Source organism: Streptomyces europaeiscabiei (assembly GCF_001550375.1).
Taxonomy (GTDB): domain Bacteria; phylum Actinomycetota; class Actinomycetes; order Streptomycetales; family Streptomycetaceae; genus Streptomyces; species Streptomyces europaeiscabiei.
Map to the genome: position 1 here is coordinate 1 of NZ_LRTR01000103.1, position 17375 is coordinate 17375.

Here is a 17375-nt window from a genome sequence, read left to right on the forward strand (position 1 = left end):
CGTGACCGGGCCGCCCCCGCCGAAGGCCTGGGCCGACAAGGATCCGGCGGCGGCCGCGCGCCTGTCAGCGGCTCGGGCCGGGGTGAGCGCGCTCGCCGAGCAGATCAACATGCCTCAGGAGAACCTGATCACCCCGGACACGGTTCGACGGCTGTGCTGGGAGCCGCCGAAGTCCCTGGACGCGGAATCCGTCAGTACGGCGCTGGCGGGGTACGGGGCGCGTGCATGGCAGGTGGAACTGGTGACCCCCGTGTTGGTGGGGGCGATGGACGCGGTGGTCAAGGCCAAGGAGGCCTGAGCGCCGTAGGGATGTTGGTGCTTGCGCGAGTACGGATGCGTGGTCGTTGATCGCGCGGTTTCCCGCTCCCCCGAGAAGCCCGCCGTACCCGGCGATTACTTCGTGGCGCCCCTCATGAAGCCGTTGTAGATGAACCTCTGCAGGGCCAGGAAGACGATCAGCGTCGGCAGGATCACCAGCACCGCTCCTGCCGAGATCGTTTCCCAGTGGGCGCCGAAGGGGCCCTTGAAGCGGAACAGGGACGTGGAGATCACGCCCAGGTCGTCGGAGGGCATGTAGAGGAAGGGGATGTAGAAGTCGTTGTAGACGGTGATCCCCTTGACGATGACGACCGTGGCGATGGCGGGTTTCAGGAGCGGGAAGATGATCTTCCGATAGATCGTGAAGGCGTTGGCGCCGTCCAGGCGGGCCGATTCGTCCAGGGAGATCGGGATCGATCGCACGAACTGCAGGAAGATGTAGATCGAGACGATGTCGGTGCCCATGTAGAGGGCGATCGGGGCCCAGAGGGTGTCGAACATGCCGAAGCTGTCGACGATCTGGAAGGTCGCGACCTGGGTGGTGACGCCGGGGACGAGGGTGGCCACCAGGAAGAGGGCGACGACCAGTTTCCGGAAGCGGAAGGTGAAGCGGTCGATCGCGTAGGCCGCCATCGAGCCGATGAGGACCGTTCCGGAGACGGCGAAGAAGAGGATGAACGCCGTGTTGCCGAAGGCGGCGAGCATCTCGCCGTCACGGAAGGCCGTCGCGTAGTTCCCGAGGTTCAGGAAGCTGTCGGGCATCGTGAGGGCGCCGCTGTCGTCCGCCATCTGCCGCTCGGTCTTGAGCGAGGTCAGCAGGACCACCAGAAGCGGCAGCAGGACCACGACCGACGCACCGACCAGGGAGAGGTAGGTGAGCGTACGGGCTGCTCGCCTGCGCGCCACCGGAGCCGAGGTCGTCACCGTCGTCATACGAGGTCCACCCTGTCGTCGGGGACCAGTCGGCGTTGCAGCCACGTCACCGCCAGGATGATCAGCAGCAGGACGACCGCGGCGGCGGACGCGAGGCCCGTCTTGTTGAACTGGAAGGCCAGCTTGACCGTCTGGATCACGAAGGTCTCGGTGCCGGTGGCGCCGCCCGTCATGATGTACGGGATCTCGAAGACCGACAGGGAGCCGGAGATCGAGAGGATCACGCTCAGGCTCAGGACCGGGCGGATACCGGGCGCGATGATGTACCGGAACTGGTGCCAGCGGTTGGCCCCGTCGAGTTCGGCGGCCTCGTACAGCTCCCCCGGTATCGACTGGATCGCGCCGAGGAAGAGCACGAAGTTCAGGCCCATGTAGCGCCAGACGGAGACGCTCGCGAGGGAGACGTTCGCGGACGTCGAGGTTCCGAGCCAGGCGCGGTCGGACTCGTGGCCGAAGAGCGCCAGGACCGAGTCGAGGGTGCCGCCGTCCTGGAAGAAGTAGAGGAAGACGAAGCCGATCGCGACGCCGTTGATCAGGTACGGGAAGAAGAGAAGGCCCTTGAAGAGGTTCCGGAAGCGGATGTTGAAGCTGAGGACCGTCGCGAAGTAGAGGGCGAGCACGATCTGCACGGCCGACGCGGCCAGGTAGTAGCCGCTGACGAAGAACACCTGGAACAGCTCGGGACGCGTGAAGATCTCGACGTAGTTGTCGGCGCCGATGTAGCTCAGTTCGGGGCTGACACCGTCCCAGTCGGTGAAGCTGTACGCCAGCATGTTGGCGACCGGGGCGTACGTGAAGGTGATCAGCAGGGCCAGCGGAGCGGCCAGGAAGAGCCAGGGGGTGAGCTTCCGCCACAGGCGCACCTTGCGTGGGGCGCGCAGGGGCGTGGGGGCCGACGGCGCGGCCGTCGAGGGCCGCGCCACCTTCTTCGTCGCGTGCGAGGGGTCCGTCGTACGCGTGTGGGGCATCAGGAACCCACGGTCTTCCGGGCCTCGGTCCAGCGCTTGCCGAGGTCGGCGAGGAAGTCGTCGACGTCACCGTCCTTGGCGCCGCGGGCGAGGTCGATCAGCTCCTGGCGGTAGGCGGGGCCGTAGATGCCGACCTCGGAGGCGCTGTCGATGTCCTTGACCGTGCCGCCCGCGGTGTCGTCGAGTTCGATCAGCTCGACGCCCTGCTCCTCGTACGGCTTGAGCACCTCGGGCAGCGGGGCGTCCTTGAGTGTCGAGATCGAGAGGTTGTCCGCCGCGTAGCCCGACTTGTCGGTGAACCAGTCGATCCAGGCGCGGGCCGCCTCCTTGTGCTCGGAGTGGATGTTGACGGCCTGGTTGTAGTCGGGGTTGGCGGTCGCGCAGGCCTTGCCGTCGACCCGGGCGGGGAACGGCATGAACCCGATGTCGTCGGGGTCGGCTCCGGCCTTCTCGGCCGCCTGCCGGAACTGGGTGACCGCCCAGCTGCCGAGCCACGCCGTGGCGATCTCGCCCTTGGCCAGCTGGGGCTTGGAGTTCTCCCAGTTCGTGGTCGCCGGGTCCTTCTCGATCAGGCCCTGGTCCACGATGTCGTACAACAGCCGGTCGCCCACGCGCAGTTCGCCGTCCTCGCCCCAGGGGTTGCCCTCGGCGAGCGCGGTGGTGGCCACGGTGTCGCAGCTGACCGAGCCGTTGATGTACGTCCACTGGGTCAGCGGCCACTGGGCGGCGAAGTTGGTGTAGTACGGGACGGCGTCGGTCTTGGACTTGATGGCCTTCAGCGCGGTGAGGAACTCCGCCGGGGTGGTGGGCCAGTCGGTGACACCGGCCTCGGCCCAGATCCTCTTGTTGTAGAGGAAGCCGGGGGTCGCGCCCATGGGGCTCTGGCCGTAGACCTTGCCGTCGACCGCGGTGAAGCCGGTGAAGCGGTACTTCTCGCTCAGCTCCTTCTGTGTGCCCAGGGAGGCGAAGAACTTGGGGTAGTCGTTCTTCTGGATGACGGCCGGGATCATGAGGACGTCGCCGTAGTTCTCCGTGTTCATACGGATCTTGACTTCGGCCTCGTAGTCGGTGATCCCGTCGAACTTGACCTTCACCTTCGGATAGGTCTTGCTGAACGCGTCGGCGTACTTCTTCATCGTGCCGTCCTGCACGATGTCCGTCCGGTGGGTGAGAACCGTGATGGTCCCGGAGACCTTTGACGGATCATCAGCCGCTCCGGCGTCGGCGCCTTTCGAACTTCCTCCGCTGCCGGTGCAGCCCGACGCGAGAAGCGCGGCCGCCAGCAGTGTTCCGGTGAGCGTCTTCCGATGGTTCATGTGCACCAGCTCCGTTCGGGACGGACGAGCACGAGTGGGTTGGCTGGTTCGGCACTCTGACAGCCGTTTACTGAACCGGTAAAGTCCCAATTCCGCCAAGGCTGTCGAAAGATTTCGCCATGCTTTCGGTGAATCGAACTGGACCGGTTTAGGGAGTGCGCATGCTGGAGGCCACACCGCTCACCGAGGGCTGGATCCTGCGGCACGAGCAAGGCCCGCTCGCCGCCGTCGTGCCTGGATGCGTGCATACCGACCTGCTGGCGGCGGAGCTGATCCCGGACCCCTTTCTCGGGCGGAACGAGGCCGAGGTGGCGTGGGTGGGGCGCCGGGAGTGGACGTACGAGGTCGAGCTGCCAGGCATCGGCGTGGCCGGCGGGCACGACCGGACCGATCTGGTCTTCGACGGGCTCGACACGGCCGCCGAGATCCGGCTCGACGGCCGACTCCTCGGCTCCGTACGGAACATGCACCGCTCGTACCGCTTCGACACCACCGGCATGAGCGGCCGGCTGTCCGTGCGCTTCACCTCCGCGTACGCCGAGGCCGAGGCCGTGCGCGAGCGGCTCGGCGACCGGCCCAACGCCTATCCCGAACCCTTCCAGTACATCCGCAAGATGGCCTGCTCGTTCGGCTGGGACTGGGGGCCGACGCTCGTGACGGCCGGGATCTGGCGGCCCGTCCGGCTGGAGAGGTGGTCGACGGCTCGTATCGCCCGGGTACGTCCGCTGGTGACCGTCGACGGCACGACCGGGCACGTGGAGCTGCTCGTCGACGTGGAGCGGGCGGCCGTGGAGACGGGGCTGCGACTGGAGGCCCGGGTGGGGGGTGTCAGCGCGGTCGCGGAGGTCGAGGGGACGAGCGGGGTCGTACGGCTGGAAGTGCCGGGCGTGGAGCGGTGGTGGCCGCGCGGCTATGGCGAACAGCCCTTGTACGAGGTCGAGTTGATTCTGCACGGCCAGGGCGGCGCGCTCGATCTGTGGCGGCGACGGGTCGGGTTCCGGGCCGTGGAGCTGGACCGGAGCGCCGATGAGCACGGCACCGGGTTCACCCTCGTCGTCAACGGTGAGCGGCTGTTCGCGCGCGGGGTGAACTGGATCCCGGACGACGTGTTTCCCTCGCGGATCACTCCCGAGCGGTATCGCGCGCGGCTCACGCGGGCGGCCGAGGCCGGTGTCGACCTCGTCCGGATCTGGGGCGGCGGGATCTACGAGAGCGAGGACTTCTACGACGTCTGCGACGAGCTGGGGCTGCTGGTCTGGCAGGACTTCCCCTTCGCGTGCGCGGCCTACCCGGAGGAACAGCCGCTGCGGGGCGAGGTGGAGGCCGAGGCGCGGGAGAACGTCGTACGGCTGATGCCGCATCCGTCGCTGGTGCTGTGGAACGGCAACAACGAGAACCTGTGGGGGTTCAGGGACTGGGGCTGGGAGGAGCGGCTCGCCGGGGAGTCGTGGGGTGAGGGGTACTACCTGGGGCTGCTGCCGCGTGTCGTCGCGGAGTCGGACCCGACGCGGCCGTACACGGCGGGCAGTCCTTGGTCGGGGTCGTGGGAGCGGCACCCGAACGACCCCGCGCACGGCACGCACCACTCCTGGGAGGTGTGGAACCGGGAGGACTACGCGGAGTACCGGGCGAACGTGCCCCGTTTCGTCGCCGAGTTCGGATGGCAGGCGCCGCCCGCGTACGCGACCTTGCGACGGGCGCTGCCGGGTGAGGTGCTCGCCCCGGACTCGCCGGGCATGCTGCACCACCAGAAGGCTCAGGACGGGAACGGGAAGCTGGAGCGGGGGCTCGCGCCTCATTTCGCCCTGCCCGAGGGGGACTTCGACCGCTGGCACTATCTGACGCAGGTCAACCAGGCGCGGGCGATCGCGGCCGGGATCGAGCACTGGCGGTCGCACTGGCCGGTGTGCGCGGGCACGATCGTCTGGCAGCTCAACGACTGCTGGCCGGTGACCTCCTGGGCGGCGATCGACGGGGACGGCAGGGAGAAGCCGCTCTACCACGAGCTGCGGCGGCTGTACGCGGACCGGCTGCTGACACTGCAGGTGCGGGACGGGGGACTGGTGTTGGCCGCCGTCAATCAGGCGGGTGAGGCGTGGGAATCGGCGGGCGTGCGGTTGCGGCGGATGTCCGTGGAGGGGGTGGTCGTCGCCGAGGTGACGGTGAGCGTGTCCGCCGCCGCGCGTACGGTCGCCGGGGTGCGGGTGCCGCGCGAGGTGGAACCCGTGGAGGCGAAGGAGTTCCTGGTGGCAGACGGGGACGGGCTGCGGGCGGTGTACTTTCCGGTGCCGGATCGCGAAGTGCCTTATCCGCAGGCGGAGTTCGATGTCGAGGTGGGTCCGGGTTCGGTGACCGTGACGGCTCGGACGCTGGTGCGGGACCTGCTGCTCCAGGCGGATCGGCTGGGGACGGCGGCTCGGGCGGACACGGGGCTGGTCACGCTGTTGCCGGGTGAGCGGGTGACCATCGGGGTGCGGGGGTGGGAGGACGTACCGGGCGTGGAGGACGTACGGCGGGCTCTGTACTGCGTGGAGCCCGCGCGATGAGTGCCTCACCGACCCCACCCCCGGCCCCGGCCCCGCGCGTGACCATCAAGGACGTCGCCGCGCGTGCCGGGGTGTCCAAGGGGGCGGTGTCGCTCGCGTTCAACCGGAAGCCGGGGCTGGCCGACGCCACGCGGGAGCGGATCTTCGCGGCGGCGCGCGAGCTGGGGTGGGCGCCGAATCTGGCGGCGCGGTCGCTGTCGAGTCAGCGGGTGGACGTGGTGGGGCTGGCGGTCTGCCGGCCGGCGAAGCTGCTGGGGCTCGAACCGTTCTACATGGAGTTCATCTCCGGGGTGGAGAGCGTGCTGACCGAGCGGTCCTGCTCGCTGCTGCTGCGGCTGGTGCGGAATCTGGAGGAGGAGGTGGGGCTCCAGGACGCGTGGTGGCGGGGGCGGCAGATCAGTGGGTCGATCCTCGTCGATTTCCGCGCGGATGATCCGCGAGTGGCCGCGGTGGGGCGGCTGGGGATGCCGGTGGTGGCCGTCGGGCATCCGTCGCTGACCGGGGGGCTGACGTCCGTGTGGACGGACGACATGACCGCCGTGACGGAGGCGGTGCGGTATCTGGCGGCGCTCGGGCATCGGCGGATCGCGCGGGTGGGGGGCGCGGCCGCGCTGGGGCACACGGCGATCCGGACGGCGGCGTTCGATCAGGTGGCGCGGGAGCTGCGGCTCGCCGGGGCCCGGCAGGTGGCGACCGACTTCTCCGGGGAGGCGGGGGCTCGGGCGACGCGGTCGCTGCTGACCGGGGCGGGCGGTGATCGGCCCACGGCGATCGTCTACGACAACGACATCATGGCGGTGGCGGGGTTGTCGGTGGCCGCGGAGATGGGGGTGCGGGTGCCGGAGGACGTGTCGTTGTTGGCCTGGGACGATTCGCAGCTCTGCCGGCTCACTCGGCCGACCCTGTCCGCGATGAGTCACGACGTGCATGGGTTCGGGGCGGATGTGGCCCGGACGTTGTTCGATGTGATCGCCGGGAACGGGACTTCCCATCCGGTGGCCACGCCTGTGCTGGTTCCCCGGGGGTCCACCGCGCCCGCCCCCTGATCGCCAGGAAGGGGACGCGGGTGCGTCGTGGCTGGTCGCGCGGTTACCCGCGCCCCTAGGATGGCCACACGTAACCGGCGGTAACCCGTGGAACCCATGTGACGTTCGCCGCTCCCCTCCCCAGGGGTGTGCAGCACTGTTACTCGTAAGTAGCATGGGGGCTGAGCGCCCGCTCAGCGGTTGCGCATCGCAGCAGTGCCGTCCCGCACCTCTGGAGGAGAGCCATCGTGCCTCGTACCGTCAAGGATGTCGTCTTCGTCGACGGCGTCCGCACCCCGTTCGGCAAGGCGGGCCCGAAGGGCATCTACCACGAGACCCGCGCCGACGACCTCGTCGTGAAGGCGATCCGGGAGCTGCTGCGCCGCAACCCCGGTCTGGAGCCCGCGAAGATCGACGAGGTCGCCATCGCCGCGACCACGCAGATCGGTGACCAGGGCCTCACCATCGGCCGTACGGCGGGCATCCTCGCCGGTCTGCCGCAGTCGGTCCCCGGTTACTCCATCGACCGCATGTGCGCCGGCGCCCTGACCGCCGTCACCTCGGTCGCCGGTTCCGTCGCCTTCGGCGCGTACGACATCGCCATCGCCGGTGGTGTCGAGCACATGGGCCGCCACCCGATGGGTGAGGGCGTCGACCCGAACCCCCGGTTCGTCAGCGAGAAGCTGGTCGACGAGTCCGCGCTGTTCATGGGCATGACCGCCGAGAACCTGCACGACCGGTACCCGACCATCACCAAGCAGCGCGCCGACGAATACGCCGTGCGCTCGCAGGAGAAGGCCGCCAAGGCGTACGCCAACGGCAAGATCCAGGCCGACCTGGTGCCGATCTCGGTACGCCGCACCAACCCCGAGGCCGGCGAGACCGGCTGGGGTCTCGTCACCGCCGACGAGCCGATGCGGCCGGGGACGACCCTGGAGAACCTGTCGGGCCTCAAGACCCCGTTCCGCGTGCACGGGCGGGTCACCGCCGGTAACGCGGCCGGTCTGAACGACGGCGCGACCGCCTCGCTCATCGCCTCCGAGGACTTCGCCCGCGAGAACAACCTGCCGGTGAAGATGCGCCTCGTCTCGTACTCCTTCGCGGGTGTCGAGCCGGAGGTCATGGGCTACGGCCCGATCCCGGCGACGGAGAAGGCGCTCGCCCAGGCGGGGCTGTCCATCGACGACATCGGTCTCTTCGAGATCAACGAGGCCTTCGCGGTCCAGGTGCTGGCCTTCCTGGAGCACTACGGCATCGCCGACGACGACGCGCGCGTCAACCAGTACGGCGGCGCCATCGCGTTCGGTCACCCGCTGGCCTCCTCGGGTGTGCGTCTCATGACGCAGCTGGCCCGTCAGTTCGAGGAGCAGCCCGAGGTCCGCTACGGCCTCACCACCATGTGCGTCGGCTTCGGCATGGGCGCAACGGTCATCTGGGAGAACCCGCACCACAAGGACGCCGGAGGCGACAAGTGAGCACCACCGAACTCCTCAAGGGCGCGGCCGAGCTGTTCCCCGACGAGGTCGTGACGTCCGCGCACGTACGCCACCTCGACCTGCCGTTCGGCGCCGGGCGCTTCGCGCTCATCACGCTGGACAACGGTTTCGACCACACCAAGCCGACCACCTTCGGCCCGGCGTCGCTGGCGAACCTGAGCATCGCCCTCGACCAGGTCGAGAAGGAGGCCTCGGCCGGCGAGATCATCGGTGTCGGTGTCACCGGCAAGCCGTTCATCTTCGCGGTCGGCGCCGACCTCAAGGGCGTCGAGCTGCTGAAGGACCACAAGGACGCGCTGGCCATCGGCAAGGGCGGCCACGAGGTCTTCAAGCGGCTGTCCGCGCTCGCCGTCCCGACCTTCGCGTACTACAACGGTGCCGCGATGGGCGGTGGCGTCGAGGTCGGTCTGCACTGCGCGTACCGGACCGTCTCGAAGGCCATCCCGGCGTTCTCCCTCCCCGAGGTCTTCCTCGGGCTGGTCCCGGGCTGGGGCGGCTGCGCGCTGCTGCCGAACCTGATCGGCGCCGACAAGGCCGTCTCGGTGATCATCGAGAACAGCCTCAACCAGAACAAGCAGCTCAAGGGCCAGCAGGTCTTCGACCTCGGCATCGCGGACGCGATCTTCGAGGGCGCCGACTTCCTGGAGCAGTCGCTGATCTGGACGGCGAACGTCCTCAAGGGCGACGTCACGGTCGAGCGTCCCGTCATCGACCGCGGTGAGGCCTGGGACCAGGCCGTCGCCAAGGGCCGGTCCATCGCGGACGGCAAGGTGCACGGGGCGGCCCCGGCCGCGTACCGCGCGCTGGACATCATCGAGGCCGCGAAGAACGGCGACCTCCAGCAGGGCTTCGACGCCGAGGACGTCGCCCTCGCCGACCTGATCATGGGTGGCGAGCTGCGCTCCGGCATCTACGCCTTCAACCTGGTGCAGAAGCGAGGCAAGCGCCCCGCCGGTGCCCCGGACAAGTCGCTGGCCCGCCCGGTCACCAAGGTCGGTGTCGTCGGCGCCGGTCTGATGGCCTCCCAGCTCGCGCTGCTCTTCCTGCGCCGCCTGGAGGTGCCGGTCGTGCTGACCGACATCGACCAGGAGCGCGTCGACAAGGGTGTGGGCTACGTCCACGCCGAGATCGAGAAGCTGCTCGGCAAGGGCCGTATCAACCAGGACAAGGCCAACCGCCTCAAGGCCCTGGTCACCGGTGTCCTGGACAAGGCCGAGGGCTTCGCGGACGCGGACTTCATCATCGAGGCCGTGTTCGAGGAGATCGGCGTCAAGCAGCAGGTGTTCGCGGAGGTCGAGGCGGTCGCCCCGGCGCACGCGATCCTCGCCACCAACACCTCCTCGCTGTCGGTCACCGAGATGGCGTCGAAGCTGAAGAACCCCGAGCGGGTCGTCGGCTTCCACTTCTTCAACCCGGTCGCGATCCTGCCGCTGCTGGAGATCGTCCGGGGCGAGACGACGGACGACGCCTCCCTCGCCACGGCCTTCGCCGTCGCCAAGAAGCTGAAGAAGACCGCGGTGCTGGTGAAGGACGCCCCGGCGTTCGTCGTGAACCGCATCCTCACCCGCTTCATGGGCGAGATCCAGAACGTCATCGACGAGGGCACGCCGGTCGAGGTCGCCGAGAAGGCGGTCGAGCCGCTGGGTCTGCCGATGTCGCCGCTGGTGCTCCTGGAGCTGGTCGGCCCGGCCATCGGTCTGCATGTCTCGGAGACCCTCAACCGGGCCTTCCCGGACCGCTTCACCGTGTCCCCGAACCTCGCCGCGGTCGTCAAGGCCGGCAAGCGCGGCTTCTACGTCTACTCCGCGGAGAACGGCTTCAAGCCGGAGCTGGACCCCGAGGTCGCCGCGCTCCTCGAGCAGGGCGACTCCGTCCTGTCCGAGGAGCAGGTGCGGGCCCGTGTCCTCGACGCCGTCGCCCAGGAGATCGGGCTCATGCTCGACGAGGGTGTCGTCGCCGAGGCGCAGGACATCGACCTCTGCCTGATCACCGGCGCCGGCTGGCCCTTCCACCTGGGCGGCATCACGCCGTACCTGGACCGTGAGGGCGTCAGCGAGCGGGTGAACGGCAAGAAGTTCCTGGAGGCCGGGGTGGCTTCGGTCCCCGCGTAACGGTCGTACGGGTATCAGGAGGGCCTCCGCTTTCGGGCGGAGGCCCTCTGCTCTTGTCCACCCCGGCGGTCGACGACGTTCGTGGCCATGGCCCCGCAGACGGTGCGGCCGCCCGGCATGCGACCCTGGCCCCATGGACGACCCCCTGCTCGTGATCGTCGACGCCGCCAACGTCATCGGCTCCGTGCCCGACGGCTGGTGGCGCGACCGACGCGGCGCGGCGGAACGCCTGCGCGACCGGCTCGCCCGGGACGGGGTCCCCGGCCGGGACGGGCCCGTCGAACTCGTGATGGTCGTCGAGGGCGCCGCGCGCGCAGTGGCACCGGTACCGGGCGTACGGGTCGAGGCGGCCCCTCGCAGCGGGGACGACCGCATCGTGGAACTCGTCGCCGCGAAGGCCCACGACCGCCCCTGCCTGGTGGTCACCGCCGACCGCGAACTGCGGCGCAGAGTGGTCGAGTTGGGTGCCGAGGTGACCGGGCCGCGAACAATTCGCGGCGCGTCCTGAAGGGTCGTCAGCCCGCCCTGCGGGGCAGGGGTGCGCCCCCGGCCGCGCGCGACGCGCTCCGGCCCCGCAGTCCCACGGGAAGCGGGACGCACGGGGCCGGAGGGTCGGCTCGGTCGCGGAGCGGCGACTACTCGGTGCCGCGTCCCGGTGGCTTGAGCGTCCCACCCGCCCCGCTCTCCTCCTGACGTCCGAGACGGCTGTGCGAGCGGCCGTAGACGAAGTAGACGAGGAAGCCGAGGAGCATCCAGCCGGCGAAGCGCAGCCAGGTCTCTGTGGGCAGGTTGAGCATCAGCCACAGCGAGGCGCACACCGACAGGATCGGGATGAACGGCACCCAGGGGGTACGGAACGCCCGGGGCAGGTCGGGGCGGGTCCGGCGGAGGATGATCACGCCGATCGCGACGACCACGAAGGCGAACAGCGTGCCGATGTTCACCAGCTCGGCCAGCTCGCTCAGCGGGGTGAAGCCCGCGAGGATCGCGATGACCACACCGAGCAGGATGGTCGGCCGGTGCGGGGTCTTGAACCGGGGGTGGACGCGGGAGAAGAAACGCGGCAGCAGCCCGTCGCGGCTCATCGCGAAGAACACCCGGGTCTGGCCGAGCAGCAGGATCATGCACACGGTCGTCAGGCCGACGGCGGCGCCGAAGCTGATGAAGCCCGCGAACCACGGGTGCCCGGTGGCCTTGAAGGCGTCGGCGAGCGGCGCGGTCACCGACAGCTTCGTGTAGTGCTGCATGCCGGTGACGACGATCGACACCGCCACGTACAGCGTGGTGCAGATGATGAGGGAGCCGATGATGCCCCGGGGCATGTCCCGCTGCGGGTTCTTCGTCTCCTCGGCGGCGGTGGCGACGACGTCGAAGCCGATGAACGCGAAGAAGACGACGGAGGCGGCCGTGAAGATGCCCATCACACCGAAGTTGGAGGGCGCCCAGCCGAACATCAGCTGGATGAGCGGCGACTGGAGGCTGTCGCCCGCGTCCACCGCCTGGGCCTTCGGGACGAACGGGTCGTAGTTGCGACTCTCGACGAAGAAGGCGCCCGCGATGATCACGGTCAGGACGACCGTCACCTTGATGGCGACGACGACGGAGGTGACGCGCGCGGAGAGCTTGGTGCCGATCACGAGGATGGCGGTGAGGATCAGGACGAGCGCGGCGGCGAGGATGTCGAAGCCGAAGCCGTCGGCCCCGTCTCTCGTGCTGAGCGCGGCCGGCAGCTCCCAGCCCGCGTTGGCCAGCAGCGAATGGATGTAGCCGGACCAGCCGACGGCCACCACCGCCGTCCCCAGCGCGAACTCCAGGACCAGGTCCCAGCCGATGATCCAGGCGGGCAGTTCTCCGAGGGAGGCGTACGAGAAGGTGTACGCGGACCCGGCGACCGGGACCGTGGACGCGAACTCCGCGTAACACAGGGCGGCGAGCGCGCAGACGACGCCGGCCACGACGAAGGCGAGGGCCACGGCGGGACCGGCGTTGTTCTTGGCCACCGTGCCGGTGAGGACGAAGATGCCGGTGCCGATGATGACACCGACGCCGAAGACGGTCAGATCCAGCGCGGACAAGGACTTCTTGAGCGCGTGTTCTGGTTCCTCCGTATCGAGGATGGACTGCTCGACCTTCTTCGTCCGGAAGAGTGTGCTGCTCACAGGCGTACCTCCCACGCTTGTCGTCCTCGACATGATCGAGAGGGGGCGTGTTCCGTATGCCCCGGCGCGAGTGGTTTCACGCGAATGGGCCGGTCTCACCACCGTAAAGGATGGTGAAACCGGCCCGAACAGCCCAGTCGGACACGTCAGTCGCGCGCGGGCTCCACCTCTGCGGCGGCGTCGCCGAACCGGCCGTCGATCCTGGAGACCAGCCCGGTGACCTGGCGGGCGATGTCGGGCGCGGTGAGCCCGATCTCGGCCAGGACCTCGGCGCGGGTGGCGTGGTCGAGGAAGCGGGGCGGGATGCCGAAGTCACGCAGCGGGATGTCGACGCCCGCGTCGCGCAGCGCCTGGGCGACAGCCGAGCCGACCCCGCCGACGCGGGAGTTGTCCTCGACCGTGACGACCACGCGGTGCTTGTCGGCGAGCGGTGCCATGTGCTCGTCGACCGGCTTGACCCAGCGCGGGTCGACGACGGTCGTGGTGATGCCCTGCTTGTCGAGCAGGGTCGCGATCTCCAGGCACATCGGCGCGAGGGCGCCGACGGAGACGAGGAGCACGTCCGGGGTGTCGGTGCCCGGCTCACGCAGCACGTCCATGCCGCCGACGCGGCGCAGGGCGGGTACGGCGGGGCCGACGGCGCCCTTGGAGAAGCGCACCACGGTCGGCGCGTCCGTGACCTCGACGGCCTCGCGCAGCTGGGCGCGAACCTGGTCGGCGTCTCGTGGCGCGGCGAGCCTGAGCCCCGGTACGACCTGGAGGATCGACATGTCCCACATGCCGTTGTGCGAGGCCCCGTCGGTGCCGGTGACGCCGGCCCGGTCGAGCACGAAGGTCACACCGCACTTGTGCAGGGCCACATCCATCAGCACCTGGTCGAAGGCGCGGTTGAGGAAGGTGGCGTACACCGCGAAGACGGGGTGCACTCCGCCCGTGGCGAGGCCCGCCGCGGACACGGCGCCGTGCTGCTCGGCGATGCCGACGTCGTACACGCGCTCGGGGAAGGCCTTGGCGAACTTGTCGAGCCCGACGGGCTGGAGCATGGCCGCCGTGATGGCGACGATGTCCTCGCGCTCCTTGCCGAGCTTCACCATCTCCTCGCCGAAGACGGAGGTCCAGTCGGCGCCGGAGGAGGCGATCGGCAGACCGGTGTCCGGGTGGATCTTGCCGACGGCGTGGAAGCGGTCCGCCTCGTCCTGGAGTGCGGGCTGGTAACCGCGGCCCTTCTCGGTGAGGCAGTGCACGATGACCGGCCCGCCGAACCGCTTGGCGCGGGCGAGCGCGGACTCCAGGGCCTCGATGTCGTGCCCGTCGATCGGCCCGAGGTACTTGAGCCCGAGGTCCTCGAACATGCCCTGCGGGGCGATGAAGTCCTTCAGCCCCTTCTTGGCGCCGTGCAGCGTCTCGTAGAGCGGCCTGCCGACGACGGGCGTCCGCTCCAGCAGGTCCTTGCCACGGGCCAGGAACCGCTCGTAGCCGTCGGTGGTCCGCAGGGTGGCCAGGTGGTTGGCGAGCCCGCCGATGGTCGGCGCGTACGACCGCTCGTTGTCGTTGACGACGATGACCAGGGGCCGGTCCTTGGCGTCGGCGATGTTGTTGAGCGCCTCCCAGGCCATACCGCCGGTGAGGGCGCCGTCGCCGATGACCGCGACCACGTGGTCGTCGCGTTTCAGCACCTGGTTGGCCTTGGCGAGGCCGTCGGCCCAGCCCAGCACCGTGGAGGCGTGGCTGTTCTCGATGACGTCGTGCTCGGACTCGGCCTGCGAGGGGTAGCCGGAGAGGCCGCCCTTCATCTTCAGCCTGGAGAAGTCCTGACGACCGGTGAGCAGCTTGTGGACGTAGGACTGGTGGCCCGTGTCCCAGAGCACTTTGTCCTTGGGCGAGTCGAAGACCCGGTGCAGGGCGATGGTCAGCTCGACCACGCCGAGGTTCGGGCCGAGGTGACCGCCGGTCTTCGACACCGCCTCGACGAGGAAGGTCCGGATCTCCTCCGCCAGCTGGTCCAGTTGCTCCAGACTGAGCCGGTCCAGATCGCGCGGTCCCCTGATGCGGGTCAGCAGCGGCACCCGTGCCTCCTTGCGATAGTGCTGTTCGAGCGTTACCGGGCTCGTCGAAGTCTAATCTTCCGCGCACACGGCCGACCGCCGGGCGGTCGACTCCTACGTCACCCGAACGGCCGTAAACCATCCTGCGCAGACGTACCCGTACGAAACGTCCGACAACAACGAGAAGTGCCCGGCGTCAGAATCGACACCGAGCACTTGTTCGTCAAGGCGACTGCGGCGCCCTGTTCTCAGGGGCGCGGGGAACTGCGCGACCAGCCACGAACGGCCGGCACTCGCGAACTCACCGCACCCCCATGGCGCCTAGGCGCGACCAGCGGCCTTCTGGCTCCTGCGGCTGACGGAGTCGATGACCACCGCACCCAGGAGCACCGCACCCGTGATCATGTACTGGATCGAGGTGTTCATGTTCAGCAGGTTGAGGCCCGTCTGGATCGACTGGATGACGAGCATGCCCAGCAGCGCGGACCACACCGACCCCCGCCCGCCGAAGAGGCTGGTGCCACCGATGACGGCCGCGGCGATAGCGAGCATCAGGACGTTGCCGCCACCGGCGGACAGTGTTGCGCTCGCGGTCTGACCAGCGAAGAACATGCCGCCGATCGCCGCGAAGCCACCGGAGATGGCGAACACGGTGATCCGGATCATCGGCACGTTGATACCGGCACGGCGGGCGGCCTCGATGCCGCCACCGACCGCGAACACCTGGCGGCCGTAGGTCGTACGACGCAGCACGAAGTCGACGATCACCAACGCCGCAAGGAAGATCACCAGCGCGTTGGAGACACCGGATGCGTCGTTGAGCACGGCGGCGGCGACGAAGGACACGACGGCGAGCGCGCCGACCCGCAGCAGGATCTCGCTGGTCGGCCGGAACGGCACACCCGCAGCCCGACGGCGGCGCTGCTCGTTGATGTTGCCGACGAGGGAGAGCAACACGGCGAGGCCGGCCAGGATGTACGCGCCGATGATGGCCTGGTCCATGAAGAAGGAACTCTTGCCGAGCAGATGGACCGGACCCGTGTCGGACGGGATGTTGATCGTGCCGCTGTCACCCAGCATCCACAGCATCACGCCGTTCCAGCCGAGGAAGCCAGCCAGGGTGACGACGAACGCGGGGACGCCAATCCTGGCGAAGAACCAGCCCTGCAGTGCGCCGATGGCGATGCCGGTGAGGATCGCGAGGACCAGCGCCAACCAGGAGCCCATGCCGTGGTTCACCGCGAGCACGGCGAACACGGTGGAGGCCAGACCGCTGACCGAGCCCACGGACAGGTCGATCTCGCCGAGCAACAGCACGAAGACCAGGCCGATGGCGAGCATGCCGGTGGCCGAGAGGAAGTAGCTGATGTCCGAGAGGTTGTCGGCGCTCAGGAAGAGGTCGTTCTGGAGCTGGAAGATCGTCCAGATGACGATCAGGCCGATGACCACCGGCAGCGAGCCCAGCTCGCCGCCCTTCACCTTACGCTTGAACTCGGTGACGTAACCCTTGAGGCCCTCTTCGCGGACCAGCAGACGCGGGTCGACGACAGTGACCGGCGCGGCCGTGGGGTCGTCGGCGGGGGCGACCGTGGTCTGGTCCTCCGCGGCGCCCTTCAGGGAATCGCTCTTCACGGTCTTGGACGTGTCGCTCACTTTGCCGCCTCCGTGGTGCGCCGCCCCGCGCGACGGGTCACGGCGTTGTCCGTGGCACCCGTGATCGCGGCGATGATCTCTTCGTGACTGGTGTCCTTCACGGAGAAGGAGCCGTTGTTCCTGCCCAGACGCAGGACCGCGACGGTGTCCGCGACCGCCTTGACATCGGCCATGTTGTGGCTGATGAGGATGACGGCGAGGTTGCGCTCGCGCAGCCGTTCGACCAGGTCGAGGACCTGCGCGGTCTGCTCGACGCCGAGGGCGGCGGTGGGCTCGTCCAGGATGACGAGCTTGGGGTCACCGATGAGGGCGCGGGCGATGGCGACGACCTGGCGCTGACCACCGGAGAGGCTCGCGATCGGGATCCGTACGCTCGGGATCCGGATGGAGAGCGTGGACAGCAGCTCCCGGGAGTTCTTCTCCATCGTCACCTCGTCGATGACGCCCCGGTGCAGCAGTTCGCGCCCGAGGTAGAGATTGCCCACGACATCGAGGTTGTCGCAGAGCGCGAGGTCCTGGTAGACCGTCGCGACGCCGAGTCCCTGGGCGTCGTGCGGCTTGTTGATCTTCACCGGGCCGCCCTGCCACTCGATGACGCCCTCATCGATGGGGTGGACACCCGCGATCGTCTTGACCAGGGTGGACTTTCCTGCGCCGTTGTCGCCCACCAGGGCGACCACTTCTCCGGCGTGAACCTCCAGATCGACGTCGGTGAGTGCCTGCACCGCACCGAATCGCTTGGAGACTCCGCGCAACGCCAACACGGGCGTAGCGGACACGTGAACCATCTCCTTCGCCGCCTGAC

At 69.0% G+C, this 17375-nt stretch carries 12 protein-coding genes and 1 pseudogene; 6 read left to right on the forward strand and 7 right to left on the reverse strand.

Going from position 1 to position 17375, the window contains the following annotated elements; translation table 11 throughout:
* Positions 1-298 (forward strand): annotated as a pseudogene (locus AWZ10_RS04400) (ribonuclease D); the annotation flags it as partial.
* 95 nt (positions 299-393) lie between these two features.
* Here the strand turns inward: AWZ10_RS04400 and AWZ10_RS04405 are convergent.
* The 3 genes from AWZ10_RS04405 to AWZ10_RS04415 are packed head-to-tail and all read right to left on the reverse strand — an operon-like array spanning position 394 to position 3535.
* Positions 394-1251, reverse strand: coding sequence for a carbohydrate ABC transporter permease (locus AWZ10_RS04405; protein WP_107084586.1), 858 nt, complete (start codon positions 1249-1251; stop codon positions 394-396).
* Positions 1248-2219 (reverse strand): carbohydrate ABC transporter permease, encoded by a 972-nt coding sequence (locus AWZ10_RS04410; protein WP_060890488.1) that lies wholly within the window; start codon positions 2217-2219, stop codon positions 1248-1250. Before AWZ10_RS04410 ends, AWZ10_RS04405 begins: the two co-directional genes overlap by 4 nt.
* Positions 2219-3535, reverse strand: coding sequence for an ABC transporter substrate-binding protein (locus tag AWZ10_RS04415; protein ID WP_060890489.1), 1317 nt, complete (start codon positions 3533-3535; stop codon positions 2219-2221). Before AWZ10_RS04415 ends, AWZ10_RS04410 begins: the two co-directional genes overlap by 1 nt.
* 161 nt (positions 3536-3696) lie before the next feature.
* On the opposite strand from AWZ10_RS04415, the gene AWZ10_RS04420 reads away from it, so the two are divergent.
* From AWZ10_RS04420 to AWZ10_RS04440, 5 genes are all read left to right on the forward strand, one after another.
* Positions 3697-6081 (forward strand): glycoside hydrolase family 2 protein, encoded by a 2385-nt coding sequence (locus AWZ10_RS04420; RefSeq protein ID WP_060890490.1) that lies wholly within the window; start codon positions 3697-3699, stop codon positions 6079-6081.
* Positions 6078-7127: a LacI family DNA-binding transcriptional regulator gene (locus AWZ10_RS04425; protein ID WP_060890491.1), complete on the forward strand. Its 1050-nt coding sequence runs from the start codon at positions 6078-6080 to the stop codon at positions 7125-7127. The genes AWZ10_RS04420 and AWZ10_RS04425 overlap by 4 nt, the downstream gene beginning before the upstream one ends.
* 227 nt (positions 7128-7354) lie before the next feature.
* The gene (locus AWZ10_RS04430; RefSeq protein ID WP_046703900.1) at positions 7355-8581 is read left to right on the forward strand and encodes a thiolase family protein; all 1227 of its coding nucleotides are present in this window, start codon (positions 7355-7357) and stop codon (positions 8579-8581) included.
* Positions 8578-10713: a 3-hydroxyacyl-CoA dehydrogenase NAD-binding domain-containing protein gene (locus tag AWZ10_RS04435; protein WP_046703899.1), complete on the forward strand. Its 2136-nt coding sequence runs from the start codon at positions 8578-8580 to the stop codon at positions 10711-10713. The genes AWZ10_RS04430 and AWZ10_RS04435 overlap by 4 nt, the downstream gene beginning before the upstream one ends.
* Before the next feature lie 133 nt (positions 10714-10846).
* Positions 10847-11221 carry a PIN domain-containing protein gene (locus tag AWZ10_RS04440; RefSeq protein ID WP_046703898.1) on the forward strand — a complete coding sequence of 125 codons (375 nt, stop codon included), beginning with the start codon at positions 10847-10849 and terminating at the stop codon, positions 11219-11221.
* Positions 11222-11348: 127 nt separating this feature from the next.
* On the opposite strand, the gene AWZ10_RS04445 is transcribed toward AWZ10_RS04440, so the two are convergent.
* The 4 genes from AWZ10_RS04445 to AWZ10_RS04460 form a co-directional block, all read right to left on the reverse strand.
* A complete protein-coding gene (locus tag AWZ10_RS04445) occupies positions 11349-12872 on the reverse strand; it encodes an amino acid permease (protein ID WP_046703897.1) in 1524 nt (507 codons plus the stop codon).
* Positions 12873-13018: 146 nt separating this feature from the next.
* Positions 13019-14938 (reverse strand): 1-deoxy-D-xylulose-5-phosphate synthase, encoded by a 1920-nt coding sequence (gene dxs, locus AWZ10_RS04450; protein WP_046703896.1) that lies wholly within the window; start codon positions 14936-14938, stop codon positions 13019-13021.
* Positions 14939-15238: 300 nt separating this feature from the next.
* Positions 15239-16570, reverse strand: a complete 1332-nt coding sequence (locus AWZ10_RS04455) for a sugar ABC transporter permease (RefSeq protein WP_046703895.1) — start codon at positions 16568-16570, stop codon at positions 15239-15241.
* On the reverse strand, positions 16567-17358 hold the full coding sequence (locus tag AWZ10_RS04460; RefSeq protein ID WP_046703894.1) for an ATP-binding cassette domain-containing protein: 792 nt from the start codon (positions 17356-17358) through the stop codon (positions 16567-16569). Before AWZ10_RS04460 ends, AWZ10_RS04455 begins: the two co-directional genes overlap by 4 nt.
* Positions 17359-17375 lie beyond the last annotated feature (17 nt).